This is a genomic window from Halopseudomonas pertucinogena (assembly GCF_014646575.1).
In the GTDB taxonomy this organism is placed as follows: domain Bacteria; phylum Pseudomonadota; class Gammaproteobacteria; order Pseudomonadales; family Pseudomonadaceae; genus Halopseudomonas; species Halopseudomonas pertucinogena.
Map to the genome: position 1 here is coordinate 1 of NZ_BMNN01000009.1, position 25,927 is coordinate 25,927.

A 25,927-nucleotide genomic window follows, 5' to 3' on the forward strand; every position below is an offset into this window, starting at 1 on the left:
GACGTGACCCTGATCGCTCCGATCGCCATGGAAGAAGGCCTGCGTTTCGCGATTCGCGAAGGCGGCCGTACCGTTGGCGCCGGCGTGGTTGCCAAGATCATCGCCTGATGATCTGACACTATGCAGAAGCCCCCGATGATCGGGGGCTTTTGTATTTTGGTTGACACTGGTTTGGCGCATCTGTAAGATTGCGCCTCCCTTGGATGGGCCCGCCTGTTTCCGGGTGTGCTCTGAAAATAGAAGCTTGGAGTTTCTGGTCAAATGCAGAACCAACAGATTCGTATTCGGTTGAAGGCTTTTGACCATCGCCTGATAGATCAATCAACCCAGGAAATCGTGGATACCGCGAAGCGTACTGGGGCTCAGGTGCGTGGTCCGATACCTTTGCCGACGCGCAAAGAGCGTTTTACCGTGCTGATTTCTCCGCACGTCAACAAAGATGCCCGGGATCAATATGAAATCCGTACCCACAAGCGGGTGCTGGATATCGTTCAGCCCACCGACAAGACTGTCGATGCGCTGATGAAACTGGACCTTGCAGCTGGCGTTGAGGTTCAGATCAGCCTCGGCTGATAGCCCCGAACGACGGGGGCTATCCAGCCGTGTAACGCCCTGAAATGGGCGGCCATAGCGGGTAATAGCCCCGTGCACTTAAGAGGTTTACAACATGACTATTGGTGTAGTCGGCCGGAAATGCGGTATGACCCGCGTTTTCACTGAAGATGGTGTTTCCATTCCTGTTACGGTGGTTGAAGTCGAGCCAAACCGTATCACTCAAGTCAAGACCCTTGACACCGATGGCTACTCTGCCATTCAGGTCACCGTTGGCGAGCGTCGCGCAAATCGCGTAACCAAGCCGATGGCAGGGCATTTTGCCAAGGCCAATATTGCTGCGGGCCGCAGCGTATGCGAATTCCGCCTGGATGACGGCGCGGAATACGAAGCCGGTGCAGAAATCAATGTCGGTATTTTCGAAGCGGGCCAGAAAGTAGACGTTACCGGTCAGTCCAAGGGTAAGGGCTTCGCCGGTACCATCAAGCGCTGGAACTTCCGCGGTCAGGACGCCACCCACGGCAACTCCGTCTCCCACCGTGTTCCGGGTTCCATTGGCCAGTGCCAGACCCCGGGTCGCGTATTCAAGGGCAAGAAGATGGCCGGTCACATGGGTGCCGAGCGAGTGACCGTGCAGACCCTGGAAATCGTACGCGTTGACGCCGAACGTAACCTGCTGCTGATCAAAGGCCCGGTTCCCGGCGCGCCCGGCAGCGACGTCATTGTTCGCCCGGCAGTCAAGGCCAAGGGTTAAGGGGGAGTTCTCATGAATTTGAATGTAGCTGGTGCAAGCGCGATCGAAGTATCCGATCTGGCCTTTGCCACCGAGTTTAACGAAACCCTGGTTCACCAGGCTGTTGTGGCCTACATGGCCGGTGGCCGTCAGGGCACCAAGCAGCAGAAGACCCGTTCTGAAGTGTCCGGCGGCGGCAAGAAGCCCTGGCGTCAGAAGGGCACCGGTCGCGCCCGTGCCGGTACCATCCGCAGCCCGATCTGGCGCGGGGGCGGTACCACCTTCGCAGCTCGTCCGCGCAACTTCGAACAGAAGCTGAACCGCAAGATGTACCGCGGCGCCATGCGCTCGATCCTGTCCGAACTGGTACGCCAGGAGCGTCTGGTTGTCGTGGAAAGCTTCGGTGTCGATGCACCCAAGACCAAGGCCCTGGTTGGCAAGCTCAACGAGCTCAACCTGGAAAACGTGCTGATCGTTACCGACAGCCTGGATACCAACCTGTATCTGGCTGCTCGCAACCTGCCTCACGTCGACGTGCGTGATGTTCAGGGTTCAGACCCGGTCAGCCTGATCGCTTATGACAAGGTGCTGATCACCGTGCCTGCCGTCAAGAAGTTCGAGGAGATGCTGGGATGAACCAGGAGCGCATTTTCAAAGTACTGCTCGGCCCGCATGTATCCGAAAAGGCTACCGGCCTGGCCGAGAAGCACAGCCAGATCGTGTTCAAGGTGGATACCACTGCGACCAAGCTGGAAATCAAGAAAGCCGTTGAGCAACTGTTCAACGTCAAGGTCGAGAAGGTTTCGACCCTGAATGTCAAAGGCAAGACCAAGCGAACCGTTCGCGGCCTGGGCAAGCGTAATGACTGGAAGAAGGCGTATGTCAGCCTGCAGCCCGGTCAGGACATCGACTTCGCCAGCGCTGAATAAGAAAGGGGTACATCATGGCAATTGTTAAATGTAAACCTACTTCCGCTGGCCGCCGCTTCGTTGTAAAGGTCGTTAACTCGGACCTGCACAAGGGTGCTCCCTATGCACCTCTGCTGGAGAAGCAAGGCAAGTCCGGTGGTCGTAACAACAATGGCCGCATTACCACGCGTCATCGTGGGGGCGGTCACAAGCAGCACTATCGTCTGGTCGATTTTCGTCGCAACAAGGATGGCATCCCTGCCACCGTTGAGCGCGTCGAATACGATCCGAACCGTACCGCTCATATTGCTCTGCTGAAGTATGCCGATGGCGAGCGTCGCTACATCATCGCCCCCCGTGGTGTTGTTGCTGGCGATCAGCTGATCAACGGTGCCGAAGCGCCGATCAAGCCGGGCAACTGTCTGCCGCTGCGCAACATTCCGGTGGGTAGCACTATCCACGCGATCGAGCTGAAGCCCGGCAAGGGTGCTCAGGTTGCCCGCAGTGCCGGTGCATCCGTTCAGCTGGTAGCCCGTGAAGGTGCCTATGTCACCGTTCGCCTGCGTTCCGGCGAGATGCGCAAGATCCTCGGCGAGTGCCGCGCCACCCTGGGCGAAGCGTCCAATGGTGAGCACAGCCTGCGCTCCCTGGGCAAGGCCGGTGCCACTCGCTGGCGCGGCGTACGTCCGACCGTTCGTGGTGTCGCCATGAACCCGGTCGACCACCCGCATGGTGGTGGTGAAGGGCGTACTTCTGGTGGTCGTCATCCGGTGTCGCCGTGGGGCTTCCCCACCAAGGGTGCCAAGACTCGGTCCAACAAGCGCACAGACAACATGATTGTCCGTCGTCGCAGCAAGTAATAGAGGGGAAACGACGTGCCGCGTTCTCTGAAGAAAGGTCCTTTTATCGATCTTCACCTGTTGAAGAAGGTCGAAACCGCAGCAGAAAAGAACGACCGCAAGCCAGTCAAGACCTGGTCGCGCCGTTCCATGGTTCTGCCGCAGATGGTCGGTCTGACCATCGCAGTACACAACGGTCGTCAGCATGTCCCGGTTATCGTTACCGAAGACATGGTCGGCCACAAACTCGGCGAATTTGCTGCCACCCGTACCTACCGTGGTCACGTGGCAGACAAGAAAGCCAAGCGCTAAGGGGTTAGGAAGATGGAAGTAGCCGCTACAGTTAAAGGCGCCAAACTTTCTGCCCAGAAAGCACGCCTGGTTGCCGACCAGATCCGCGGGAAGAAAGTGGATGAGGCCCTGAATCTGCTGACTTTCAGCAACAAGAAGGCCGCTGATGTCATCAAGAAAGTGCTCGAGTCGGCGATTGCCAACGCCGAGCATAACGATGGCGCAGACGTGGATGACCTGAAGGTCTCCACCGTGTTTGTTAACGAAGGTCGCTCCCTGAAGCGCATCATGCCACGTGCCAAGGGCCGTGCTGATCGCATCATCAAGCGGTCTTGCCACATCACGGTCAAGGTTGCTGACAAGTAGGAGTCGATCATGGGTCAGAAAGTAAATCCGACGGGTATTCGCCTCGGTATCGTTAAACAGCACACTTCGGTGTGGTATGCAGATGGTCGCACTTACGCGGACTATCTGAACACAGACCTGAAGGTACGTCAGTACATCCAGGACAAACTGAAAGCCGCCTCTGTCAGCCGCGTTGATATTCAGCGTCCGGCCCAGACCGCTCGCATCACCATTCACACTGCCCGTCCCGGCATCGTGATTGGCAAGAAGGGCGAGGACGTCGAAAAGCTGCGTCAGGACCTGACCCAGCAGATGGGCGTGCCGGTACATATCAACATCGAAGAAATCCGCAAGCCGGAGCTCGATGCTGGTCTGGTGGCGCAGAGCGTTGCTCAACAGCTGGAGCGTCGTGTGATGTTCCGTCGTGCGATGAAGCGCGCGGTTCAGAACACCATGCGTATCGGTGGCAAGGGTATCAAGATCCAGGTCAGCGGCCGTCTCGGCGGCGCCGAGATCGCCCGTACCGAATGGTACCGTGAAGGCCGTGTGCCGCTGCACACCCTGCGTGCCGATATCGACTACGCAACGGCTGAAGCCCACACCACCTACGGTGTGATCGGTGTGAAGGTTTGGATTTTCAAGGGTGAGGTCATCGGTGGCCAGCCTGAGGAAGTCAAAGCCGTCGCGACCAAGAAAAAAGCTGCTAAGTAAGGGGTACGCACATGTTACAACCCAAGCGTACGAAGTTCCGCAAGCAAATGACCGGCCACAACCGTGGTCTGGCGCATCGCGGCAGTAAGGTGAGCTTTGGCGAATACGCATTGAAATCCGTCAGCCGTGGTCGTCTGACCGCGCGTCAGATCGAAGCGGCACGTCGTGCTCTGACTCGTCACGTCAAGCGTGGCGGTAAAATCTGGATCCGTGTCTTCCCTGACAAGCCGATCTCCAAGAAGCCTCTCGAGGTGCGGATGGGTAAAGGTAAGGGTAACGTCGAATACTGGGTAGCCCAGATTCAGCCGGGCAAGGTCCTGTACGAGATTGAAGGTGTTTCCGAAGAGCTGGCGCGCGAGGCTTTTGCCCTGGCCGCTGCCAAGCTGCCGCTGGCAACCACCTTCGTTAAGCGGACGGTGATGTGATGAAAGCGACAGAACTTCGTGAAAAATCTGCCGAGCAGCTGAACGAACAGCTGCTCACCCTGCTGCGCGACCAGTTCAACCTGCGCATGCAGAAGGCAACCGGTCAACTGGGCCAGAGTCACCTGCTGAAGCAGACCAAGCGTGACATCGCTCGCGTCAAGACCGTGCTGAAACAGAAAGGTGGTAACTGATCATGGCCGAGAACTCTATCGTTCGTACTGTCACTGGCCGTGTGGTCAGCGACAAGATGGAAAAAACCGTTACTGTGCTCGTTGAGCGTCAGGTAAAGCACCCGCTGTATGGCAAGTACCTGCGTCGCTCTACCAAGCTGCATGCGCATGACGAGAACAACGAATGCCGCATTGGTGATCTGGTGACCATTCGGGAAACCCGCCCCTTGGCCAAGACCAAGAGCTGGACCCTGGTACAGATCGACGAGCGCGCGGCGCAAGTCTAAGCCCGCGCGTTTATAGCGGAATTTTCAAGGGTCGGAGAAAGTTATGATTCAGACTCAATCCATGCTGGATGTGGCTGACAACAGTGGTGCTCGTCGTGTCATGTGCATCAAGGTTCTGGGCGGTTCTCACCGCCGCTACGCCGGCATTGGCGATATCATCAAAGTGACCGTGAAGGAAGCGATTCCCCGCGGCAAAGTAAAGAAAGGCCAGGTGCTGACTGCCGTTATCGTGCGTACCCGTCACGGCGTACGCCGTACCGACGGTTCGCTGATCCGTTTCGATGGCAACGCTGCTGTTCTGCTCAACAACAAGAACGAGCCGATCGGTACCCGCATCTTTGGGCCAGTGACGCGTGAGCTGCGCAACGAGCAGTTCATGAAGATCGTTTCCCTCGCGCCCGAAGTGCTGTAAGGAGCCCGGTCATGCAAAAGATCAAACGTGACGACGACGTCATCGTCATCGCCGGTAAAGACAAAGGCAAGCGCGGCAAGGCCCAGAAGGTCCTGGCCGACAACCGCCTGGTCGTCACCGGTGTCAACATTATCAAGCGCCACACCAAGCCGAACCCCATGGCCGGTGTACAGGGCGGTATTGTTGAAAAGGAGGCGCCCATCCACGTCTCCAACGTGGCTATCTTCAACCCTGAGACCAGCAAGGCCGATCGCGTCGGCTTCAAGGTCGAAGACGGTAAGAAGGTTCGTATTTTCAAGTCGACGCAAAAAGCCGTCGACGCTTGAGAGTCCAGGTGCTTACCATGGCAAGATTGAAAGAACATTATCGGAACACGCTTGTTCCGCAGCTCAAGGAAGAACTTGGCCTGCAGAACGTGATGGAAGTTCCGAAGATCACCAAGATCACCCTGAACATGGGTCTTGGTGAAGCAGTGGGTGACAAGAAGGTCATCGAGAACGCACTGGCAGACCTGGAGAAGATCACCGGCCGTAAGGGCATCGTGACCTACTCCCGCAAGTCGATCGCCGGCTTCAAGATCCGTGACGGCTGGCCGATCGGTGTCAAGGTGACCCTGCGTCGTGAGCAGATGTACGAATTCCTGGATCGCCTGCTGTCGATCTCGCTGCCGCGGGTGCGTGACTTCCGTGGCCTGAATGCCAAGTCCTTCGACGGTCGCGGCAACTACAGCATGGGCGTGAAAGAGCAGATCATCTTCCCGGAAATCGATTACGACAAGATCGATGCCCTGCGTGGTCTGGACATCACCTTCACCACCACTGCCCGGAATGACGACGAAGGCCGTGCGCTGCTGCGTGCGTTTGCTTTCCCGTTCCGCAACTAGGAGTCAGCAATGGCCAAAATCAGTATGAAGAACCGCGAGCTCAAGCGTGCTCGTCTGGTTGCCAAGTACGCCGCCAAGCGTGCTGAGCTGAAGGCGCTGGTGGGCAACGTCAATGCATCCGTCGAGGATCGTTGGAATGCTCAGGTAGCCCTGCAGAAACTGCCGCGTGATGCGAGCCCCGTTCGTCAGCGTAACCGCTGCCGCATGACCGGCCGTCCGCACGGTGTATACCGCAAATTCGGTCTTTCCCGCATCAAACTGCGCGAAGCTGCCATGCGCGGTGATGTACCCGGTCTGGTCAAGGCCAGCTGGTAAACAAGACCTTACTTACTCGTTTCAGGAGCACCAAGCCCATGAGTATGCAGGACCCGTTAGCCGATATGCTAACCCGTATCCGTAATGCCCAGATGGCTGAAAAGTCCAGTGTCAGCATGCCTTCGGCAAAGCTGAAGGTGGCTGTCGCCAAAGTATTGACCGAAGAAGGCTATGTAGCCGGTTACGATGTTCAGGGCGACACCAAGCCTGTCCTGTCCATCGAACTGAAGTACTTCGAGGGCAAGCCGGTAATTGAAGAGCTGAAGCGCACCAGCCGTCCTGGTCTGCGTCAGTACAAATCCGCGGACCAGCTGCCCAAGGTCAAGGGTGGACTGGGTGTTTCGATCGTCTCCACCAACAAGGGTGTCATGACTGATCGCGCCGCTCGCGCTGCCGGTATCGGCGGCGAAGTGCTCTGCACCGTATTCTGATAGGGGGTTACGATGTCTCGCGTCGCAAAGAACCCTGTCAAATTGCCACAGGGTGTAGAAATCAAGGTTGACGGTCAGGAAGTGTCGGTCAAAGGCCCCAAGGGTGCCCTGAACCTGAGCATGCATCCGGCCGTTGAAATGATCCAGGAAGAGGGCGAGCTGCGTTTCGCTCCGCGTCCCGGAAGTGTCAATGCAGCCATGGCCGGTACCACCCGTGCACTGGTCAACAACATGGTTGTCGGCGTCAGCCAGGGCTTCGAGCGCAAGCTGCAGCTGGTTGGTGTGGGTTACCGCGCGCAGGCCAAGGGTCAGACCCTGTCCCTGGCGCTGGGTTTCTCCCACCCGGTCGATTATCAGCTGCCGGAGGGCGTTTCCGTGGAAACCCCAAGCCAGACTGATATCGTCATCAAAGGTATCGACAAGCAACTGGTCGGTCAGGTAGCTGCGGAAATCCGTGACTTCCGTCGTCCCGAGCCCTACAAGGGCAAGGGTGTTCGCTACGCCGATGAGATCGTGCGTCGTAAAGAAGCCAAGAAGAAGTAGGGCATAGAAAATGAGCGATAAAAAAGTTATTCGTCTCCGTCGCGCTCGTCGTTCGCGTCTGAAACTGCGCGAGCTCGAAGCCGTACGTCTGTGCGTGTACCGTTCTTCGCAGCACATGTACGCGCAAGTGATCTCCGCCGATGGTTCCAAGGTTCTGGCCAGCGCCTCCACTCTTGACGCCAGCCTGCGCGGTGGCAACACCGGCAATGCTGAAGCCGCCAAGAAAGTGGGACTTCTGGTTGCCGAGCGTGCCAAGGCCGCCGGTGTAACTCAGGTCTCCTTCGACCGTTCCGGCTTCAAGTATCATGGCCGCGTGAAAGCGCTGGCCGACGCCGCTCGTGAAGGCGGGCTGGAATTCTAAGGGTAGAGCTATGGCTAATTTCGATCAAAAGCGTGACGAAGGTTACATTGAGAAGCTGGTTCAGGTTAACCGCGTCGCCAAAGTAGTTAAGGGCGGTCGGATCTTTGCCTTCACAGCGCTGACGGTAGTCGGCGATGGCAATGGTCGCGTGGGCTTCGGTCGTGGCAAGGCGCGTGAAGTGCCCGCCGCCATCCAGAAGGCCATGGAAGCCGCACGTCGTAACATGATCCAGGTGGATCTGAATGGCACCACCATTCAGTACCCGCTGCGGGCTGCTCATGGTGCCTCCAAGGTGTTCATGATGCCGGCCTCCGAAGGTACCGGTGTCATCGCCGGTGGCGCGATGCGCGCTGTTCTGGAAGCCGCTGGCATCCACAACGTACTGGCCAAATGTTACGGTTCCACCAACCCGGTCAACGTCGTTCAGGCTACCTACAAGGGTCTGAAGTCCATGCAGTCTCCCGATTCCGTGGCGGCCAAGCGTGGCAAGACCGTTGAAGATATCGTGGGGTAAGCTGACATGGCTAATGCAAAAATCAAAGTCACCCAGTACAAGAGCGTGATCGGTCGTCTGCCGAGCCACAAGGCCTGCATCCAGGGCCTGGGCCTGCGCCGCATCGGTCACACCGTGGAAGTCGAAGATACGCCTGCCGTGCGTGGGATGATCAACAAGGTCGCCTACATGGTGCGGGTTGAGGGTTAAGACATGAAACTGAATGATCTGCGTTCCGCGCCCGGCGCACGCCCAGCCAAGCTGCGCGTCGGTCGTGGTATCGGCAGCGGCCTGGGCAAGACTGCCGGCCGTGGCCACAAGGGTTTGACTTCGCGTTCCGGCGGTACCGTCGCTCCTGGTTTCGAGGGTGGTCAACAGCCGTTGCACCGCCGTCTGCCCAAGTTCGGCTTCGTATCCCGCATTGCGATGGTCACCACGGAAATCCGCACCAGCGAGCTGAACAAGCTGGATGTGGACGTCATCGATCTGCAGGCGCTGAAAGATGCCAACATCATCGGCGGCAAGTACGAGCGCGCGAAGGTGGTTCTGTCCGGAGAAGTAACCAAGGCGGTTACCATCAAGGGCCTGAAGGCTACCAAGGGTGCCCGTGCAGCAATCGAAGCAGCTGGCGGCAAGATCGAGGAATAAGGACTACATGGCTAAGCAAGGTGCTCTCTCTGGAATGAATCAAGGCGGCCTGAGCGAACTCTGGGGCCGCTTGCGGTTCCTGTTCCTGGCAATCATCGTTTACCGGATCGGTGCTCACATACCGGTACCCGGCATCAACCCTGATCGCCTGGCTGATATGTTCAGACAGAACGAGGGAACCATCCTTAGCCTGTTCAACATGTTTTCCGGTGGTGCCCTGGAGCGGATGAGTATCTTCGCTCTGGGGATCATGCCGTATATCTCTGCATCGATCATCATGCAGCTGATGACGGCAGTCAGCCCGTCACTGGAGCAGTTGAAGAAGGAAGGCGAGTCCGGCCGCCGGAAGATTGCCCAGTACACGCGTTATCTGACGCTGGTGCTGGCCTTCATCCAGGCGGTGGGCATGTCGGTGGGTCTGGCCAGTCAGGGGGTGGCATTCCATACGGGGTTCGGCTTCTATTTCATAGCGGTCACCACCTTTGTATGCGGTGCCATGTTCATGATGTGGCTGGGCGAGCAGATCACCGAGCGGGGTATCGGCAACGGTATCTCCATGCTGATCTTCGCCGGTATCGTTGCCGGTCTGCCGAGTGCTATCGGCCAGTCCTTCGAGTCGGCTCGGCAGGGTGATATCAATATCTTCGCCCTGATCGTGATCGGTTTCCTGGCGGTGGCCATGATCGCCTTCGTGGTCTTCGTCGAGCGCGGGCAGCGGCGGATTACCGTCAACTATGCCAAGCGTCAGCAGGGCCGCAAGGTGTTCGCGGCTCAGACCAGCCATTTGCCGCTCAAGGTCAACATGGCAGGTGTGATTCCGGCGATCTTTGCCAGCAGTATCCTGCTGTTCCCGGCATCGCTGGGTACCTGGTTCGGCCAGGGCGAGGGCATGGAATGGCTGCTGAGCATTACCCGTCAGCTGGAAACCGGGCAGCCCCTGAACATCATCCTGTTCAGTGCAGGGATCATTTTCTTCTGCTTCTTCTATACAGCGTTGATGTTCAACCCCAAGGATGTTGCAGACAATCTGAAGAAGTCCGGCGCGTTCATTCCGGGTATTCGCCCGGGTGAGCAGTCCGCTCGCTATATCGATGGCGTGCTGACCCGCCTGACCATGTTCGGTGCGTTGTACATGACTGCGGTGTGTCTGTTGCCGCAGTTTCTGATGGTATCGGCCAACGTGCCGTTCTATCTGGGTGGTACCTCGCTGCTGATTGTTGTTGTGGTTGTGATGGACTTCATGTCCCAAGTACAATCGCACCTCGTTTCACAGCAGTACGAGTCTCTTTTGAAGAAATCGAACCTGAAGGGTTACGGCAGCGGCATGCTGCGCTGATTTTTCAGGATTGGAGAACGATATGAAAGTTGCAGCATCAGTCAAGAAGCTTTGCCGTAACTGCAAGGTAATCCGTCGCAACGGTAGCGTACGGGTAATCTGCAGCGCTGAGCCCCGTCACAAGCAGCGCCAGGGTTGATATTCCAACCCTGTACTGATTGAAGACTACGTCTCAGGATAACCGCCACCCGGTCAGTCAATGGCCGGGTGGTTGATTTTTTTATTTGTTAGCGCTACCCTACTGCACCCTTTTTCTCGCAACCTGGTTGTGTTGGGTTGAGTCAGGTAGCTGTCAGACGGAGTAAATTTGGATGGCCCGTATTGCAGGCGTCAACATCCCGGATAACAAGCATGCTGTTATCTCTCTGACCTATATCTTTGGTATCGGTCAAACCAAGGCACAGCAGATCTGTGCCGCCGCTGGCATCGAGCCCAGCGTCAAGATCAAGGATCTGAGCGAGGAGCAGATTGATCTGCTGCGTAACGAGGTTGCCAAGAACAACACCGAAGGTGACCTGCGCCGCGCGATCAACATGAACATCAAGCGTCTCATGGATCTGGGTTGCTATCGTGGTCTGCGTCATCGTCGTGGTCTTCCGGTTCGCGGCCAGCGTACCAAGACCAACGCCCGTACCCGCAAGGGTCCGCGCAAGCCGATCCGTAAGTAATCGCGAAGGAATATACAGATATGGCTAAGCCTGCTGCTCGTGTTCGTAAGAAAGTAAAAAAGACGGTGGTTGATGGGATCGCCCACATCCATGCGTCTTTCAACAACACCATCATCACCATCACCGACCGTCAGGGCAATGCTCTGAGCTGGGCGACTTCCGGTGGTTCCGGGTTCCGTGGTTCGCGTAAAAGCACCCCGTTTGCTGCTCAGGTAGCAGCCGAGCGTGCTGGTCAGGCCGCGCTGGAATATGGTCTCAAAAACCTCGACGTTAATGTGAAGGGCCCTGGCCCGGGTCGTGAATCCGCAGTGCGTGCGCTGAACTCTTGTGGTTACAAGATCAGCAGCATCACCGATGTCACACCTATCCCACATAACGGCTGTCGCCCGCCCAAGAAGCGCCGCGTGTAATCAGGAGACGGTAAAATGGCTAGATATATTGGTCCCAAATGCAAGCTGTCTCGTCGCGAAGGCACTGACCTGTTCCTCAAGAGCGGTGTTCGCGCTCTGGACTCCAAGTGCAAGCTGGAAAGCCCTCCGGGTGTGCATGGTCAGCGTCGCGGCCGACTCTCCGAGTACGGTACCCAGCTGCGCGAGAAACAGAAGGTTCGCCGCATCTACGGCGTTCTGGAGCGTCAGTTCAGCAACTACTACAAGGAAGCTGCCCGTCTGAAGGGTGCTACCGGTGAGAACCTGCTGCAACTGCTCGAGCGTCGTCTGGACAACGTGGTCTACCGCATGGGCTTTGGCGCTACCCGTGCCGAAGCGCGTCAGCTGGTATCCCACAAGGCAATCAGTGTCAACGGCAAGACCGTGAACATCGCTTCCTACCTGGTTTCCCCGGGTGACGTGATCGCCGTTCGCGAAAAAGCCAAGAACCAGCTGCGCATCAACGGCGCTCTGGAACTGGCGGCCCAGCGCGGCCAGGCAGAATGGCTGCAAGTAGATGCTGCCAAGAAGGAAGGTGTCTTCAAGAGCCTGCCCGCACGGAGTGATCTGTACGCCGACATCAACGAAAACCTGATCGTCGAGCTCTACTCCAAGTAAGCGATAGTCAGCAAAAGGTGCCTTTCATGCAAAATTCGGTTGCCGAGTTTCTTACCCCACGTCATATCGACGTACAGGAAGCCTCGCCCACGCGTGCCAAGATCACTCTTGAGCCGCTGGAGCGTGGCTTCGGTCATACCCTGGGCAATGCGTTGCGGCGCATCCTGCTCTCCTCCATGCCCGGTTGTGCCGTGGTAGAGGCGGAAATCGATGGCGTTTTGCATGAGTACAGCGCCATTGAAGGCGTCCAGGAAGATGTCATCGAGATCCTGCTGAACCTGAAGGGTCTGGCAGTCAAGATGCATGGTCGTGACCAGGTTACCCTGACCCTGTCCAAAAAGGGCGCGGGTGCCGTCACCGCTGGCGATATCCAGCTGGATCACGATGTGGAGATCGTCAATCCCGATCACCACATCGCCACGCTGTCCGCCAACGGCGCGCTGAACATGAAGCTGGTGATTGCCCGCGGTCGTGGCTACCAGCCCGCCGATGCGCGCCAGTCCGATGAAGACGAAAGTCGGTCCATCGGCCGTCTGCAACTTGACGCGACTTACACGCCGGTTCGCCGTGTGGCGTATGTTGTGGAGAACGCGCGGGTTGAACAGCGTACTGACCTGGACAAGCTGGTCATTGACCTGGAAACCAACGGTACGCTGGACCCGGAAGAGGCGATTCGTCGCGCTGCTACCATCCTGCAGCACCAGCTGGCGGCCTTCGTTGACCTGAAGAGCGATCAGGAGCCGGTAGTAGAGCAGCAGGAAGACGAGATCGATCCGATCCTGCTGCGCCCGGTTGACGACCTGGAGCTGACTGTTCGTTCGGCCAACTGCCTGAAAGCAGAAAACATTTACTATATTGGCGATCTGATCCAGCGTACCGAAGTGGAACTGCTGAAGACCCCGAACCTGGGCAAGAAGTCCCTGACCGAAATCAAGGACGTTCTGGCTTCCCGTGGTCTGTCACTGGGTATGCGTCTGGACAACTGGCCGCCTGCTAGCTTGAAGAAGGACGACAAGGTTAACGCCTGATCGTCTGACACCGAGGAATTGAGAGATGCGTCATCGTAAAAGTGGTCGTCACCTGAGTCGGACCAGCTCGCACCGCAAGGCCATGTTCCAGAACATGGCGGTGTCGCTGTTCGAGAACGAACTGATCAAAACCACTCTGCCCAAGGCCAAGGAATTGCGCCGCGTTGCAGAGCCGCTGATCACCCTGGCGAAAGAAGACACCGTAGCCAACCGCCGTCTGGCGTTTGACCGCACCCGCAGCAAGGAAGCTGTAGGCAAGCTGTTCAACGACCTGGGCAAGCGCTACGCAGACCGTCCCGGCGGCTATGTCCGTATCCTGAAGTGCGGTTTCCGTGCTGGCGATGCGGCTCCCATGGCCTATGTGGAACTGGTTGACCGCCCCGAACTGGCTGCTGCTTCCGAAGAGTAACAGCGGTTGGTTCAGAAAAACCGGGCCTTGGCCCGGTTTTTTATTGCATCAATAAAACCTATCGGCTCACTTGATCCAAGTCATTGGGGCTATATCTGCGCTTCGCCTATGATCTTCCCAACACCACCGGGAGCGACCGCTGGTGATCGAATCGATCCAGGAGATACGCGATGACAGACAAGCCCAGACTCACCACAGTAGCCGGTGCGCCGGTAGCTGAAAACCAGAACGTCATGACCGCAGGTCCCCGTGGCCCCATGTTGCTGCAGGATGTGTGGTTCCTTGAGAAGCTGGCCCACTTCGACCGCGAGGTCATCCCCGAGCGGCGGATGCACGCCAAGGGCTCCGGTGCGTTTGGCGAGTTCGTTGTAACCCATGACATCACTCCTTACACCAAGGCGCGGCTTTTCTCCGAGGTCGGGAAACGTACCCCGATGTTCGCTCGATTCTCCACCGTGGCCGGTGAGCGCGGCGCGGCTGATGCCGAGCGTGATATTCGCGGTGCTGCGCTGAAGTTCTACACCGAGCAGGGCAACTGGGATCTGGTAGGCAATAACACCCCGGTGTTCTTCTTCCGAGACCCGCTGAAATTCCCCGACCTGAACCACGCGGTCAAGCGCGACCCGCGCACCAACATGCGCAACGCCAACAACAACTGGGACTTCTGGACCGGCCTGCCGGAAGCGCTGCACCAGATCACCTATGTGATGGGCGATCGGGGTATTCCCGCTGGCTACCGCAACATGCACCTGTTCGGTTCGCATACCTACAGCTTCATCAGCGCGGATCACAAGCGCTACTGGGTCAAGTTCCACTTCAAGACCCAGCAGGGCATCAAGAACCTGACTGACGAGCAGGCGGCAGCGGTAGTAGCCAACGATCGGGAAAGCTCCCAGCGTGACCTGTATGAAGCCATCGAGAACGGCGACTTCCCGCGCTGGACCATGTACGTGCAGATCATGCCCGAGGAAGAAGCAGCGACCTATCGCTTCCATCCCTTCGATCTTACCAAGGTATGGTCGAAGCAGGACTACCCGCTGATCGAGGTGGGCTACATGGAGCTTAACCGCAACCCGGGCAACTATTTCCAGGACGTGGAGCAGGCCGCCTTTACCCCGGCCAACGTGGTGCCCGGCATCAGCTTCTCGCCGGACCGGATGCTGCAGGGTCGGTTGTTCTCCTACGGTGATGCACAGCGCTACCGTCTGGGTGTGAACCACCACCAGATCCCGGTGAACGCACCGCGTTGCCCGGTACACAGCTACCACCGTGACGGTGCCATGCGGGTGGACGGCAACCACGGCAGCCGCCTGCACTACGAGCCGAACACTTATGGCGAATGGCAGCAGCAGCCCGACTTCAGCGAGCCGCCGATGGCGCTGGAAGGTGCGGCAGCCCGTTACGATTATCGCGAGGAAGATAGCGACTACTTCACCCAGCCGGGCAATCTGTTCCGCCTGATGTCGGCAGACGAGCAGCAGCGTCTGTTCCAGAACACGGCGCGGGCGATGAATGGCGTGGAGCGCCATATCATGATTCGCCACATCACCCACTGCTACAAGGCCGACCCGGATTACGGCAAAGGTGTTGCAGCAGCGCTGCGAGTACCGATGTCTGAAGTGCCGGTCTGATAACGCCGGCGGTTGGAACGGCCCGCGACGTGGTACAAGTCGCGGGTTTTTTGTATTTGCTTTTGGAGGGTACGTTGACGCAGCCTGAGCTGGAGTGTCTGTGCAAGCCTATACGCTGGTACGACCCTGCTACGACACGCCGTGAATACTTCCCTGTAGGCTCGTTGATGACATCCCTGTCATCAAACGGTCGTATCAGGGTCGTACCAACGCAACGGCGGGAACGTCTGAGCTGCTGATGGTTTTCTTACAGCGGCTCGGAGTTTGCTGGCGGGTTGGGCTGCAGGGTTGTGCCGACCGTCGGTTTTCAGGGATGAAAACCGCGAGCCTACAGGGACGTATTCACGGCGTGTCGGCACGGCCCTGCAGCCCAGCACGGCCTTACACGTCTGTCAGCCGGCATCCATATGGCTGTTGAGAAGCTACCAATCAAGAAAAAGCCCCTGACACGTCACCGCAGCAAGGGCTTTTTATACAGCTGATCGAGCAATCAGAACGCCGGCACCACAGCACCCTTGTACTTCTCTTCGATGAAGGCCTTCACCTCGTCGCTCTGCAGCGTGGTTACCAGCTTTTCCACGGCTTCGTCGTTCTGGTTCTCGGAGCGGGTCACCACGATATTGGCGTAGGGGGAGTCTTCGCCCTCGATGGCCAGCGCGTCCTCGGTGGGGTTCAGGCCGGCTTCCAGGGCGTAGTTGGTGTTGATCAGCGCCAGATCCACCTGATCCAGTACGCGGGGCAGGGTAGCGGCTTCCAGTTCCCGGATGCGGATGTTGTGCGGGTTGTCCGCGATATCCCGGGGGGTGGACAGGATATTGGTATTGTCCTTGAGGGTAATCACACCAGCTTTTGCCAGCAGCAGCAGGGCGCGCCCGCCGTTGGTGGCATCATTCGGGATGGCAACGGTGGCACGCTTGGGCAGGTTGTCCAGCGAGTCCAGTTTGCTGGAATAGATGCCGAAGGGCTCCACGTGCACATTGGCCACGCTGACCAGATCAGTGCCGCGGCCCTTGTTGAACTCGTCGAGGTACGGCTTGTGCTGGAAGAAGTTGGCGTCCAGGCGGCCTTCAGCCACCTGCAGGTTGGGCTGAACGTAGTCAGTGAACACCTTGATATCCAGTTCCACGCCCTGTTCGGCCAGGCCGGGTTTGACGAACTCGAGCAGCTCGGCATGGGGGACGGCGGTGGCGGCGACGCTGAGCTTGTCTGCAGCATGGGCGCCGAAGGCGGTGGCCAGGGCCAGAACAGCTACGATCTTTTTCATGGGTTGCTCCGAAGAAATCAGCTATTTGTTATTTACGGGAATAGTGGACAACCAGACGGTCGCCGATACTTTGCAGAATCTGCACCAATACCAGCAGTAATACAACGGTTACCACCATCACGTCAGTCTGGAAGCGCTGATAACCATAGCGGATGGCCAGATCCCCCAGGCCGCCACCGCCGACCACGCCGGCCATGGCGGTGTAGGACACCAGGGTGATGGCGATGACCGTGATCGCGGCAATGATGCCGGGCCGGGCCTCGGGCAGCAGGGCGCGGGTAATGATCTGGCCGGTTGTCGCGCCCATCGACTGGGTCGCTTCGATGATGCCGCGGTCGACTTCACGCAGCGCCGTTTCCACCAGCCGCGCAAAGAACGGGGTGGCGCCCACCACCAGCGGAGGGATGGCCCCGGCAACCCCGAGTGACGTGCCCGTGATGAACTTGGTCAGCGGAATCATCACGATCAGCAGGATGATGAAGGGCAGTGAACGCAGGGCGTTGACGATCAGCGACAGCACCGCATACAGGCCGTTGCGCTGAAACATCTGCCGAGGCCCGGTGAGAAACAGCAGAATGCCCAGCGGCAGGCCGAACAGTACGGTGAAGAACAGCGAGCCGCCCAGCATCAGCAGGGTGTCCAGCGTGGCGATCCAGATGTCGTACCAGTCGATGTTGGTGAACAGGTCGGTCATGGCCGCAGTACCTCCACATGTACGTTAGCCGCGGCCAGTTCGGCCATGGCCTTCTCCACGTCGCCGCCAATCAGGGCCAGCGTCAGCTGGCCGCAGGGCAGGTCGCGGATCCGGTCGATACGCCCGGCCAGGATGCTGTAATCCACGCCGCTGGCCCGGGCCACCTGGCCGAGCAGCGGCGCGAAGGTTGATTCGCCGAGGAAGGTCAGGCGCAGAATGCGCCCGGGCACATGGGCGAAATCCTCGGCCTGCTGCTCGTCGCTCTCGTCATCGAACACGAAGCTGCGGGTGGTGGGGTGCTGCGGATGCAGGAAGACGTCGGTGACCTTGCCCTGCTCGACGATATGGCCGCCGTCCATCACCGCCACCTGGTCGCAGACCCGGCGGATCACATCCATCTCGTGGGTGATCAGCACTATGGTCAGCTTCAGCTCCTGATTGATTTCCGCCAGCAGTTGCAGCACCTGGCGGGTGGTATGGGGGTCCAGCGCGCTGGTGGCCTCGTCACAGAGCAGGATGCTCGGTTCGGTGGCCAGCGCCCGGGCAATGCCGACCCGCTGCTTCTGCCCGCCGGACAGTTGCGCCGGATACTTGTTGGCGTGTTCGCTCAGGCCGACCCTGGCGAGCAGCGCCTTGACCCGCTCGCTGATCTGCCGCCGATCATGGTTGCCGGCCAGCCGCAGGGGCATGGCCACGTTATCCGCCACAGTGGCCGAAGACAGCAGGTTGAAATGCTGAAAGATCATGCCCACACGCTGGCGTAGTCGCCGCAGCCCCTGAGCGTCCAGCGAGGTGACATCCTCGCCGTTGACGAAGATGCTGCCGCTGCTCGGTTCTTCCAGGCGGTTGATCAGGCGCAGCAGGGTGCTCTTGCCCGCGCCGGAGTGGCCGATGATGCCGTACACCTGTCCGGCCTCGATGGTAAGGTCAGTTGCATGCAGCGCGGGTATGTCCCGCCCGGCCACATGATAGGCCTTGGTTACCTGCTGAAATTCGATCACATCCGTTCTTCGCAGTCAGAAAGTGGTTGGGCGGCCGGTGGGCCGCATTAAATCAGGACGCCCGGTCCCGCTTCAGCAGCGGTCCGAGGAACTGGCCAGTGTAGGACTGGGACGCTTCGGCGATCTGCTCCGGTGTTCCGGCGGCAATGATCTGGCCACCCCGGGAGCCACCCTCCGGGCCAATGTCGACAATCCAGTCGGCGGTCTTGATGACATCGAGGTTATGCTCGATCACCACCAGGGTGTTGCCATGGTCACGTAACCGGTGCAGCACATCCAGCAACTGCTGGATATCGGCGAAGTGCAGACCGGTGGTCGGCTCATCAAGGATGTAGAGCGTCTTGCCGGTGTCGCGCTTGGACAGCTCCCGGGCCAGCTTGACGCGCTGGGCCTCGCCGCCGGACAGGGTCGTGGCGGGCTGACCCAGACGCACGTAGGACAGGCCCACATCCATCAGCGTCTGCAGCTTGCGGGCAAGCGCCGGCACCGCATCGAAGAACTCGCGGGCCTCCTCGATGGTCATCTCCAGCACCTCGTGGATGTTCTTGCCCTTGTACTTGATCTCCAGCGTCTCGCGGTTGTAGCGCTTGCTCTTGCACACATCGCAGGGCACGTAGATATCCGGCAGGAAGTGCATTTCCACCTTGATCAGGCCGTCGCCCTGACAGGCCTCGCAGCGTCCACCCTTGACGTTGAAGGAAAAGCGACCGGCCTTGTAACCACGGGAGCGGGCCTCCTGGGTGCCGGCGAACAGATCGCGGATCGGCGTGAACAGCCCGGTATAGGTAGCCGGGTTGGAGCGCGGTGTGCGGCCGATGGGGCTCTGGTCGATATCGACCACCTTGTCCAGATGCTCCATGCCATCGAAGCTGTCGTAGGGTGCTGCGTCCAGCGTGGTGGCGCCGTTCAGCGCGGTGGCGGTGATCGGATACAGGGTATTGTTGATCAGTGTCGACTTGCCCGAGCCGGATACCCCGGTCACGCAGGTGAACAGGCCGACCGGAATCTCCAGGTTGACCTTCTGCAGGTTGTTGCCGCGGGCGCCCTTGAGGCGCAGCCACTTGTCCTTGCTCGGCGGGTTGCGCTTGGCCGGGACAGCAATCTTCTTCGTGCCGGACAGGTACTGACCGGTCAGCGAGTTCGGGTCATCCATCACCTGTTGCGGCGTGCCATGAGAGACGATCCTGCCGCCGTGCACACCCGCGCCCGGGCCGATGTCGACCACGTAGTCGGCCAGGCGGATGGCGTCCTCGTCATGCTCCACCACGATCACGGTGTTGCCCAGATCGCGGAGGTGGATCAGGGTGCTCAGGAGTCGCTCGTTATCGCGCTGGTGCAGCCCGATGGAGGGCTCGTCGAGGATGTACATGACGCCGACCAGCCCGGCGCCGATCTGGCTGGCCAGACGGATGCGCTGGGCTTCGCCGCCGGACAGGGTATCGGCGCTGCGATCCAATGCGAGGTAGTCCAGCCCGACGTTGACCAGGAACTGCAGGCGCGCGCGGATTTCCTTGAGGATCTTCTCGGCAATCTCCCCGCGGCTGCCGGGCAGGCTGAGCTGTTCGAAGTATTCCGCGGCAGCGCCGACCGGCAGGGTGGTGAGACCCGGCAGGTTGCGGTCATCGATGAACACGTGGCGCGCCTCGCGGCGCAGCCGCGTGCCGCTGCAGTCGGGGCAGGGCTGGGTGCTCAGGTACTTGGCCAGTTCCTCGCGCACGCTCTGGGATTCGGTCTCCCGGTAGCGACGCTCCAGATTCGGCAGGATGCCCTCGAAGGGATGTTCGCGCCTGACGATATCGCCCCGGTCGTTGAGATAGCGGAACGGGATCTTCTCGTTGCCGGTGCCGCGCAGAATCAGCTGCCGGTGCTTCTCGTCCAGGTCGTCAAAGGGCTTGTCCAGGTCGATACCGTAATGGGCGGCCAGCGAGCTGAGCATCTGGAAGTAATAGACGTTGCGCCGGTCCCAGCCGCGGATCGCGCCTTCGGCCAGAGTCAGCTCGCCATTGGCCAGCCGGCGGGCGTCGAAGAACTGCTTGACGCCGAGACCATCGCAGCCGCTGCAGGCGCCGGCGGGGTTGTTGAAGGAGAACAGCCGCGGTTCCAGTTCGCTGATCGAGTGGCCACACTGGGGGCAGGCAAAGCGCGAGCTGAAGGTGATTTCCTCCACCTGCTCGTCATCCATGGGCGCGACGATGGCGATGCCGTCTGCAAGGTGCAGGGCGGTTTCGAAGGACTCCGCCAGGCGCAGCTGCAGGTCTTCGCGGACCTTGAACCTGTCCACGACCACTTCGATGGTGTGTTTGCGGTTCTTCTCCAGCGCCGGCGCCTCGTCCAGCTCGTGGATGCGACCGTCGATGCGGGCCCGCACGAAGCCCTGCGCACGCAACTCGTCGAGCAGCGCCAGGTGTTCGCCCTTGCGCTCGCGCATCACCGGGGCCAGCAGCATCAGCTTGCTGCCCTCGGGCAGGGCGAGCACCTGGTCGACCATCTGGCTGACGGTCTGGGCGGCCAGCGGCAGGTCGTGATCCGGACAGCGTGGTTCGCCGGCCCGAGCAAACAGCAGGCGCAGGTAGTCGTAGATCTCGGTGATGGTGCCGACGGTGGAGCGCGGATTGTGGGAGGTGGACTTCTGCTCGATGGAGATGGCCGGCGACAGCCCTTCGATGTGATCCACATCGGGCTTTTCCATCATCGACAGGAACTGCCGGGCGTAGGCGGACAGCGACTCGACATAGCGCCGCTGCCCTTCGGCGTACAGCGTATCGAAAGCCAGCGAGGACTTGCCGGAACCGGACAGCCCGGTGATGACGATGAGCTTGTCCCGGGGCAATTCCAGATCAATGTTCTTCAGGTTGTGGGTGCGTGCCCCACGAATCGAGATTGTATCCAAGGTACACCACCCGGGTAGACAGCAAAGCCCGATAGTATACGTGTTGAGCCAGGTTCACGGCAAAAACGCCGGACAAAAAGTGACCAGCGTGCAGCCTGAAAACAGGTCCGCCGCGGCAACTCCGCGCAGGCTCGGTGCTGAGCGACCGGGCATGCTAAAATGGCGCATTTTGTTCCCTGCAGCGGAGAATTTATGTATCAGGCAGACGTCATGTCATCCGATGAGCGCCGCGCGGCCGCTTCGCTGGCCAGCGTGTTCGCTTTCCGCATGCTTGGCCTGTTCATGGTACTGCCGGTGCTGGCTACCTATGGTGCGGAACTGGATGGGGCAACGCCGCTGCTGATCGGCATGGCCATCGGTGCCTATGGCCTGACCCAGGCATTCCTGCAGATCCCCTTCGGCATGCTGTCCGACCGGATCGGCCGCAAGCCGGTGATCATCGGCGGGCTGCTGATCTTCGCCCTCGGGGGGCTGGTCGCCGGCCAGGCGGAGAGCATCCACGGGGTGCTGGCCGGGCGCATTCTGCAGGGGGCCGGCGCCATTGCAGCGGCGATCATGGCGCTGGTCGCCGATCTGACCCGGGACCAGCACCGCACCAAGGCCATGGCGATGATCGGCATGAGCATCGGCCTGTCCTTCGCCATTGCCATGGTCGCCGGCCCGCTGATTGCCGGCTTTGCCGGGTTGGCCGGCGTGTTTTATACCACCTCGGTGCTGGCGCTGGTGGGCATTGCACTGGTCGGCCTGGTGGTGCCGACGCCCCGGCAGGTGCAACACCATCGGGATGCCGGCGTGGTCCGGGGCGCCTTCCTGCCGGCACTGGCCAATCGGGATCTGCTGCGTCTCAACTACGGTATTGCCGTTCTGCATGCGCTGCTGATGGCCTGCTTTGTCGCACTGCCGCTGGCCTTGCAGGAACAGGCCGGGTTGCCCCGGGAGGAGCACTGGTGGGTCTATCTCACCGCCTTGCTGCTGTCCTTCGTCGCCATGGTGCCGCTGATCATCTATGCCGAGCGCCAGCGCCGGATAAAGCGCGTGGTGCTGGGCGCCATCCTGCTGCTGGCCCTGACCCAGCCGGTCATGTGGCTGACGATGACCTCGCTGAGCGGCCTGGTGGCGGCGATCATACTGTTCTTCACCGCCTTCAACGTGCTCGAGGCGACCATGCCTTCGATGCTCAGCAAGATAGCCCCGGCGGGGAGCAAGGGCACCGCCATGGGCATCTATTCCACCAGCCAGTTTGCCGGTGCCGCGCTGGGCGGCATCCTCGGCGGGGCGGTTTACGGCAGCTTCGGCCTTGGCGGAGTATTCATCTGTTGTGCACTGCTCGCCATTTCCTGGCTGGCGATTGGTGCTACCATGGGCGAGCCTCCATATGTGACGAGCTATCGTCTGGCAGTAGATCCAATACTGGTCAGGGATGAAGCATTGCTTCGCAGAGTACTGGACGTACCGGGAGTGGCCGAGGCAATCATCGTGGCTGAAGAAGCAGCCGCCTATATCAAAGTCGACACACAGTTGCTCGATCGCGAGCAACTGGACCGGGTCATCGCACCCGGCACGAATACAGCGCACACCGGAGGAGAATGAACATGGCCAGAGGCGTAAACAAGGTAATTCTGATCGGTAACGTAGGCGGCGACCCGGAAGTTCGCTACATGCCCAGCGGCAACGCGGTAGCCAACATCACCCTGGCCACCACCGACAGCTGGAAGGACAAGCAGACCGGCCAGCAGCAGGAGCGTACCGAATGGCACCGTGTGGTGTTCTTCGGCCGGCTGGCGGAGGTCGTCGGCGAGTACGTGCGCAAGGGCACCAAGATGTACGTCGAGGGCCGCCTGCAGACCCGCGAGTGGGAGAAGGACGGCGTCAAGCGCTACACCACCGAAATCGTCGTCGACATCGGCGGCCAGATGCAGCTGCTAGACAGCCGCCCGCAGGGTGAAGGCATGGCGCCCCGTGCGCAGCAGTCGCGCCCGGCGCCCCAGCAGCAGTACAACCAGCAGCCCGCCGCCCAGCAACCGGCCCAGCAGCCGCAGGCGCAGCAGATGCCGGATTACGACAGCTTTGATGATGACATTCCGTTCTGAAATAGAGCTGTGTGTCAGGCCCGGGATAGCCGACCATGGTTTACTCGGGCTTTTTTTTGCCCAGCATCTGCGGAGCATGCATGTCAGAGATCTATTTCGTTCGCCACGGTCAGGCCTCCTTCGGCACCGGTAACTATGACCAGCTGTCCGAGCTGGGCCACGAGCAGGCATGGTTGCTGGGCGAGTACTTCCGTGAGCGGGAGATACGCTTCGACCACATCATTACCGGAGACATGGTGCGCCACCGGGAAACCGCCGAAGGCATCTGCGTGGGCATGGGGCTGGAAGCGCAGCAGTTCGAGGTGTATCCCGAACTCAACGAGTTCGACTTCCATTCGGTACTGCGCGCCTATACCACCCAGTTTCCCGATCAGGCGCTGCCCGAGAAACCGGTCGCTGCGGATTTCTTCCGGCGTCTGAAAAAGGGCATCCTGCTCTGGTCTGCGGGGGAGCTGCAGGGCGAGTTGCCGGAAACCTGGGCCAGTTTCGAGCAGCGCCTGGCGGCCTTCCGTGAGAGCGTGATGCAGCGCCACAGCGGTCAGCGGGTACTGGCGGTGAGTTCCGGCGGTGCCATCGCCATGCTCATACGGCAGCTGCTGCAGGCGCCCGAGTCGGTCATGGTCGAACTGAACCTTCAGACCCGCAATACTGCGGTGACGCACTGCCGGTTCAACTCCCGCGCCATGCGCCTGAGCAGTTTCAACAACGTACCGCATCTGGATCGACGGGATCGCGAGGCGATGATCACCTATACCTGAACCGAATGCTGCAGATGACGGGATCGGCAGAACATTGCACAATGCGCATTCTCATGTGTATTGGTGGGTTTAACTGAATGCGAATGCGGGTATTGGTGCTCGGAGCGGAGAATGCGCTGGGTCAGGCATTGCTGGCACAGGCGGCACTCGAATTCATCCAGCTGGAAGCAGTGGAACGCCCGGAGCAGGGCTGGCAGCCGGAAATGGCCGATCAGTTGCTGGGCGGAGCCAAGCCGGATCTGGTGCTGAACCTGGCGTTCTACCGGGAGCAGTTCCAGCTTGGAATCCAGGACCCGGACACGCTGCAGGCCCAACGGCAATTCGATGAGCGCCTGATCGAAGGGTGCGCGGCGGCGGGCAGTACCCTGATCATGCTGTCCAGCGCCCGGGTATTCGATGGCACCCGAACCGCAGCCTATACGGAAAAGGACGAGGAGCGCCCGGCCGGCCCGCTGGGTCAGCTCCACTGGGAGCTGGAACGCAGCCTGCGCACCCGCTGTCAGCGGCATGTGGTGCTGCGCTTCAGCTGGCTGCTCGACAGTGCCGCTGGCGGCCCGCTGGCGCAGATCGTATCCGCCATGGAGCAGGGCGCCACGCTGACCCTGCCGGAGGAATGGCGCGGCAACCCGACCCCGGTGGCGGACGCCGCCCGGGTTATTCTTTCTGTGCTCAAGCAGCTCGACTGTGCCGCGCCGGTGTTCGGTACCTACCAGTATGGCAGCGCCGAAGCGACCACCTGGATCGCCTTCGTCCAGTGCGTCATGCAGGAGCTCATCGGCCGCGGGCAGCTCGCAGGGGACGTGGCCTTCCAGGCGGTGCCCTTCGCCGAGCTGCCGGCCGTGGCGGGCCGACCGCAGAACGCGGCCCTGTCCAGCCGCAAGCTGATGATGGTGTTCGGCATCAAGCCGCGCAGCTGGCGCAGCCAGCTACCGCAGCTGCTGGACGAGCTGTCCTCCTGAGCTCGACATGAAAACGGCCGCAGTCGCGGCCGTTTCGTGTTGCTGTGCCTGTCAGAACTTGTAGCCCAGGCCGACCATGTAGACCCAGGGGTCGACGTCCACGTCAACCTTGACCCGGTCGCCGGCCAGTGTGGTCTTGCCGGTGGTGTCGATATCAATGTAGCGAACCTGGGCGTTGACCATCCAGTTGTCGTTGAGCATGTAATCCGCACCGATCTGTGCCGCGAGACCCCAGGAATTGTCCAGGCTCAGGCCGCTGAAGCCGTTGTCCTTCGCAGCGCTGCTGAGGTCTTCGTCAAAGAACCAGGTGAAGTTCACCCCGGCGCCCACATAGGGTTTGAAGGCCGAGCTGTTATCCAGCGGATAGTAGACCAAGCTGACGGTGGGTGGCAGATGTTTGATGCTTCCCAGTTTTCCGTCAATCGGAGCGCCCAGTCCTTGTACGCCTACATCATGACTGAACGGGGTGGCCGCCAGCAGCTCGATACCGACGCTGTCGGTCAGCATGTAGGCAAAGTTCAGCCCCAGCTGAGTATCACTGTCCAGCGTGGCTTTGCCACCCAGGTTTCCCGCTACGGCATGCTTGATGCCGGAGCTGTCTTCGTGCGGATCAACAGTTACCGCGCCAGCACGAACAATGATGTCACCGGCCTGGTGGGCCTGGGCAACGGAAGCGGCCAGCAGCGCCGGGGCAAGCAACAGGGCGGCGGAAAGTCGGGATAGGGTACGGGCCATGGATCAACTCCTGAAAACGTTTCGATGGGTCCACTTTACGAAGAGTGCGAAGCCCGGATATTGATCTACGG

General features: G+C 59.9%; 39 protein-coding genes. 34 read left to right on the top strand and 5 right to left on the bottom strand.

Translation table 11 applies throughout. The features are described 5' to 3' along the window. The 30 genes from IEW63_RS13850 to IEW63_RS13995 form a co-directional block, all read left to right on the top strand. The coding region (locus tag IEW63_RS13850) for an EF-Tu C-terminal domain-related protein (protein WP_505706057.1) at nucleotides 1-108 on the top strand (108 nt) is incomplete at its 5' end. Between the two features lie 153 nt (nucleotides 109-261). After that, a complete protein-coding gene (rpsJ, locus tag IEW63_RS13855) occupies nucleotides 262-573 on the top strand; it encodes a 30S ribosomal protein S10 (RefSeq protein ID WP_044501102.1) in 312 nt (103 codons plus the stop codon). A gap of 94 nt (nucleotides 574-667) precedes the next feature. Further along, a complete protein-coding gene (rplC, locus tag IEW63_RS13860; RefSeq protein ID WP_188637231.1) occupies nucleotides 668-1,306 on the top strand; it encodes a 50S ribosomal protein L3 in 639 nt (212 codons plus the stop codon). Between the two features lie 12 nt (nucleotides 1,307-1,318). Beyond that, the gene (gene rplD, locus IEW63_RS13865; protein ID WP_188637232.1) at nucleotides 1,319-1,921 is read left to right on the top strand and encodes a 50S ribosomal protein L4; all 603 of its coding nucleotides are present in this window, start codon (nucleotides 1,319-1,321) and stop codon (nucleotides 1,919-1,921) included. Further along, nucleotides 1,918-2,214, top strand: coding sequence for a 50S ribosomal protein L23 (gene rplW, locus IEW63_RS13870; protein WP_188637233.1), 297 nt, complete (start codon nucleotides 1,918-1,920; stop codon nucleotides 2,212-2,214). The genes rplD and rplW overlap by 4 nt, the downstream gene beginning before the upstream one ends. 14 nt (nucleotides 2,215-2,228) lie before the next feature. Beyond that, nucleotides 2,229-3,053 (top strand): 50S ribosomal protein L2, encoded by an 825-nt coding sequence (gene rplB / locus IEW63_RS13875; RefSeq protein ID WP_188637234.1) that lies wholly within the window; start codon nucleotides 2,229-2,231, stop codon nucleotides 3,051-3,053. Nucleotides 3,054-3,068: 15 nt separating this feature from the next. Continuing rightward, nucleotides 3,069-3,344 carry a 30S ribosomal protein S19 gene (gene rpsS / locus IEW63_RS13880; protein WP_188637235.1) on the top strand — a complete coding sequence of 92 codons (276 nt, stop codon included), beginning with the start codon at nucleotides 3,069-3,071 and terminating at the stop codon, nucleotides 3,342-3,344. 12 nt (nucleotides 3,345-3,356) lie between these two features. Then, the gene (gene rplV, locus IEW63_RS13885; RefSeq protein ID WP_188637236.1) at nucleotides 3,357-3,689 is read left to right on the top strand and encodes a 50S ribosomal protein L22; all 333 of its coding nucleotides are present in this window, start codon (nucleotides 3,357-3,359) and stop codon (nucleotides 3,687-3,689) included. A gap of 9 nt (nucleotides 3,690-3,698) precedes the next feature. Next, complete coding sequence (gene rpsC / locus IEW63_RS13890) at nucleotides 3,699-4,379, top strand: 30S ribosomal protein S3 (RefSeq protein ID WP_188637237.1); 681 nt, start codon at nucleotides 3,699-3,701, stop codon at nucleotides 4,377-4,379. A gap of 11 nt (nucleotides 4,380-4,390) precedes the next feature. Further along, nucleotides 4,391-4,804, top strand: coding sequence for a 50S ribosomal protein L16 (gene rplP, locus IEW63_RS13895; RefSeq protein WP_036993714.1), 414 nt, complete (start codon nucleotides 4,391-4,393; stop codon nucleotides 4,802-4,804). Continuing rightward, nucleotides 4,804-4,995, top strand: coding sequence for a 50S ribosomal protein L29 (gene rpmC / locus IEW63_RS13900; RefSeq protein ID WP_188637238.1), 192 nt, complete (start codon nucleotides 4,804-4,806; stop codon nucleotides 4,993-4,995). The genes rplP and rpmC overlap by 1 nt, the downstream gene beginning before the upstream one ends. Before the next feature lie 2 nt (nucleotides 4,996-4,997). Then, nucleotides 4,998-5,261: a 30S ribosomal protein S17 gene (gene rpsQ / locus IEW63_RS13905; RefSeq protein WP_188637239.1), complete on the top strand. Its 264-nt coding sequence runs from the start codon at nucleotides 4,998-5,000 to the stop codon at nucleotides 5,259-5,261. A 43-nt stretch (nucleotides 5,262-5,304) separates the two neighbouring features. Then, on the top strand, nucleotides 5,305-5,673 hold the full coding sequence (gene rplN, locus IEW63_RS13910; RefSeq protein WP_036993708.1) for a 50S ribosomal protein L14: 369 nt from the start codon (nucleotides 5,305-5,307) through the stop codon (nucleotides 5,671-5,673). Nucleotides 5,674-5,684: 11 nt separating this feature from the next. Continuing rightward, nucleotides 5,685-5,999, top strand: a complete 315-nt coding sequence (gene rplX, locus IEW63_RS13915; RefSeq protein WP_188637240.1) for a 50S ribosomal protein L24 — start codon at nucleotides 5,685-5,687, stop codon at nucleotides 5,997-5,999. A 17-nt stretch (nucleotides 6,000-6,016) separates the two neighbouring features. Next, on the top strand, nucleotides 6,017-6,556 hold the full coding sequence (gene rplE / locus IEW63_RS13920; protein WP_188637241.1) for a 50S ribosomal protein L5: 540 nt from the start codon (nucleotides 6,017-6,019) through the stop codon (nucleotides 6,554-6,556). 9 nt (nucleotides 6,557-6,565) lie between these two features. Then, the gene (gene rpsN, locus IEW63_RS13925) at nucleotides 6,566-6,871 is read left to right on the top strand and encodes a 30S ribosomal protein S14 (RefSeq protein ID WP_188637242.1); all 306 of its coding nucleotides are present in this window, start codon (nucleotides 6,566-6,568) and stop codon (nucleotides 6,869-6,871) included. A gap of 38 nt (nucleotides 6,872-6,909) precedes the next feature. After that, complete coding sequence (gene rpsH / locus IEW63_RS13930; RefSeq protein WP_188637243.1) at nucleotides 6,910-7,302, top strand: 30S ribosomal protein S8; 393 nt, start codon at nucleotides 6,910-6,912, stop codon at nucleotides 7,300-7,302. A 12-nt stretch (nucleotides 7,303-7,314) separates the two neighbouring features. Then, complete coding sequence (gene rplF, locus IEW63_RS13935; protein WP_188637244.1) at nucleotides 7,315-7,845, top strand: 50S ribosomal protein L6; 531 nt, start codon at nucleotides 7,315-7,317, stop codon at nucleotides 7,843-7,845. A 10-nt stretch (nucleotides 7,846-7,855) separates the two neighbouring features. After that, nucleotides 7,856-8,206, top strand: a complete 351-nt coding sequence (gene rplR / locus IEW63_RS13940) for a 50S ribosomal protein L18 (protein WP_188637245.1) — start codon at nucleotides 7,856-7,858, stop codon at nucleotides 8,204-8,206. Between the two features lie 10 nt (nucleotides 8,207-8,216). Beyond that, nucleotides 8,217-8,720: a 30S ribosomal protein S5 gene (rpsE, locus tag IEW63_RS13945; RefSeq protein ID WP_036993694.1), complete on the top strand. Its 504-nt coding sequence runs from the start codon at nucleotides 8,217-8,219 to the stop codon at nucleotides 8,718-8,720. 6 nt (nucleotides 8,721-8,726) lie between these two features. Beyond that, the gene (rpmD, locus tag IEW63_RS13950; protein WP_044501138.1) at nucleotides 8,727-8,909 is read left to right on the top strand and encodes a 50S ribosomal protein L30; all 183 of its coding nucleotides are present in this window, start codon (nucleotides 8,727-8,729) and stop codon (nucleotides 8,907-8,909) included. 3 nt (nucleotides 8,910-8,912) lie between these two features. Beyond that, a complete protein-coding gene (rplO, locus tag IEW63_RS13955; RefSeq protein ID WP_188637246.1) occupies nucleotides 8,913-9,347 on the top strand; it encodes a 50S ribosomal protein L15 in 435 nt (144 codons plus the stop codon). Between the two features lie 7 nt (nucleotides 9,348-9,354). Beyond that, nucleotides 9,355-10,683 (top strand): preprotein translocase subunit SecY, encoded by a 1,329-nt coding sequence (secY, locus tag IEW63_RS13960; RefSeq protein WP_188637247.1) that lies wholly within the window; start codon nucleotides 9,355-9,357, stop codon nucleotides 10,681-10,683. Between the two features lie 22 nt (nucleotides 10,684-10,705). Then, entirely contained in the window at nucleotides 10,706-10,822 is a 117-nt protein-coding gene (gene rpmJ / locus IEW63_RS13965) for a 50S ribosomal protein L36 (RefSeq protein WP_074781302.1), read from the top strand. A gap of 172 nt (nucleotides 10,823-10,994) precedes the next feature. Next, complete coding sequence (gene rpsM / locus IEW63_RS13970; protein ID WP_188637248.1) at nucleotides 10,995-11,351, top strand: 30S ribosomal protein S13; 357 nt, start codon at nucleotides 10,995-10,997, stop codon at nucleotides 11,349-11,351. A 20-nt stretch (nucleotides 11,352-11,371) separates the two neighbouring features. Then, nucleotides 11,372-11,761: a 30S ribosomal protein S11 gene (rpsK, locus tag IEW63_RS13975; protein WP_090540710.1), complete on the top strand. Its 390-nt coding sequence runs from the start codon at nucleotides 11,372-11,374 to the stop codon at nucleotides 11,759-11,761. A gap of 15 nt (nucleotides 11,762-11,776) precedes the next feature. Then, a complete protein-coding gene (gene rpsD, locus IEW63_RS13980) occupies nucleotides 11,777-12,397 on the top strand; it encodes a 30S ribosomal protein S4 (protein ID WP_188637249.1) in 621 nt (206 codons plus the stop codon). Nucleotides 12,398-12,423: 26 nt separating this feature from the next. Beyond that, nucleotides 12,424-13,425 (top strand): DNA-directed RNA polymerase subunit alpha, encoded by a 1,002-nt coding sequence (locus IEW63_RS13985; protein ID WP_188637250.1) that lies wholly within the window; start codon nucleotides 12,424-12,426, stop codon nucleotides 13,423-13,425. A gap of 25 nt (nucleotides 13,426-13,450) precedes the next feature. Continuing rightward, nucleotides 13,451-13,834, top strand: a complete 384-nt coding sequence (gene rplQ, locus IEW63_RS13990; protein WP_036993680.1) for a 50S ribosomal protein L17 — start codon at nucleotides 13,451-13,453, stop codon at nucleotides 13,832-13,834. A 170-nt stretch (nucleotides 13,835-14,004) separates the two neighbouring features. Continuing rightward, nucleotides 14,005-15,465 (top strand): catalase, encoded by a 1,461-nt coding sequence (locus tag IEW63_RS13995; protein WP_188637251.1) that lies wholly within the window; start codon nucleotides 14,005-14,007, stop codon nucleotides 15,463-15,465. Between the two features lie 490 nt (nucleotides 15,466-15,955). On the opposite strand, the gene IEW63_RS14000 is transcribed toward IEW63_RS13995, so the two are convergent. Genes IEW63_RS14000 through uvrA form a run of 4 tightly spaced genes read right to left on the bottom strand, consistent with a single transcriptional unit; the run spans nucleotide 15,956 to nucleotide 21,314 of the window. Further along, nucleotides 15,956-16,729 carry a MetQ/NlpA family ABC transporter substrate-binding protein gene (locus tag IEW63_RS14000; RefSeq protein ID WP_188637252.1) on the bottom strand — a complete coding sequence of 258 codons (774 nt, stop codon included), beginning with the start codon at nucleotides 16,727-16,729 and terminating at the stop codon, nucleotides 15,956-15,958. Between the two features lie 28 nt (nucleotides 16,730-16,757). After that, nucleotides 16,758-17,423: a methionine ABC transporter permease gene (locus IEW63_RS14005; protein ID WP_188637253.1), complete on the bottom strand. Its 666-nt coding sequence runs from the start codon at nucleotides 17,421-17,423 to the stop codon at nucleotides 16,758-16,760. After that, the gene (locus IEW63_RS14010; protein ID WP_188637254.1) at nucleotides 17,420-18,424 is read right to left on the bottom strand and encodes a methionine ABC transporter ATP-binding protein; all 1,005 of its coding nucleotides are present in this window, start codon (nucleotides 18,422-18,424) and stop codon (nucleotides 17,420-17,422) included. Before IEW63_RS14010 ends, IEW63_RS14005 begins: the two co-directional genes overlap by 4 nt. 52 nt (nucleotides 18,425-18,476) lie before the next feature. Next, nucleotides 18,477-21,314, bottom strand: coding sequence for an excinuclease ABC subunit UvrA (uvrA, locus tag IEW63_RS14015; RefSeq protein WP_188637255.1), 2,838 nt, complete (start codon nucleotides 21,312-21,314; stop codon nucleotides 18,477-18,479). A gap of 192 nt (nucleotides 21,315-21,506) precedes the next feature. Between uvrA and IEW63_RS14020 the strand changes: the two genes are divergently transcribed. The 4 genes from IEW63_RS14020 to IEW63_RS14035 all read left to right on the top strand — a co-directional run bounded on the left by IEW63_RS14020 (nucleotide 21,507) and on the right by IEW63_RS14035 (nucleotide 25,121). Continuing rightward, a complete protein-coding gene (locus IEW63_RS14020; protein WP_188637256.1) occupies nucleotides 21,507-22,904 on the top strand; it encodes an MFS transporter in 1,398 nt (465 codons plus the stop codon). Nucleotides 22,905-22,906: 2 nt separating this feature from the next. Continuing rightward, on the top strand, nucleotides 22,907-23,404 hold the full coding sequence (gene ssb, locus IEW63_RS14025) for a single-stranded DNA-binding protein (RefSeq protein WP_188637257.1): 498 nt from the start codon (nucleotides 22,907-22,909) through the stop codon (nucleotides 23,402-23,404). A gap of 80 nt (nucleotides 23,405-23,484) precedes the next feature. Beyond that, nucleotides 23,485-24,162: a histidine phosphatase family protein gene (locus tag IEW63_RS14030; protein ID WP_188637258.1), complete on the top strand. Its 678-nt coding sequence runs from the start codon at nucleotides 23,485-23,487 to the stop codon at nucleotides 24,160-24,162. Between the two features lie 83 nt (nucleotides 24,163-24,245). Further along, nucleotides 24,246-25,121, top strand: a complete 876-nt coding sequence (locus IEW63_RS14035) for a sugar nucleotide-binding protein (RefSeq protein WP_188637259.1) — start codon at nucleotides 24,246-24,248, stop codon at nucleotides 25,119-25,121. A gap of 51 nt (nucleotides 25,122-25,172) precedes the next feature. Here IEW63_RS14035 and IEW63_RS14040 read toward each other — a convergent pair whose 3' ends face one another. Further along, nucleotides 25,173-25,856: an OmpW family outer membrane protein gene (locus tag IEW63_RS14040; protein ID WP_188637260.1), complete on the bottom strand. Its 684-nt coding sequence runs from the start codon at nucleotides 25,854-25,856 to the stop codon at nucleotides 25,173-25,175. Nucleotides 25,857-25,927: the final 71 nt, after the last annotated feature.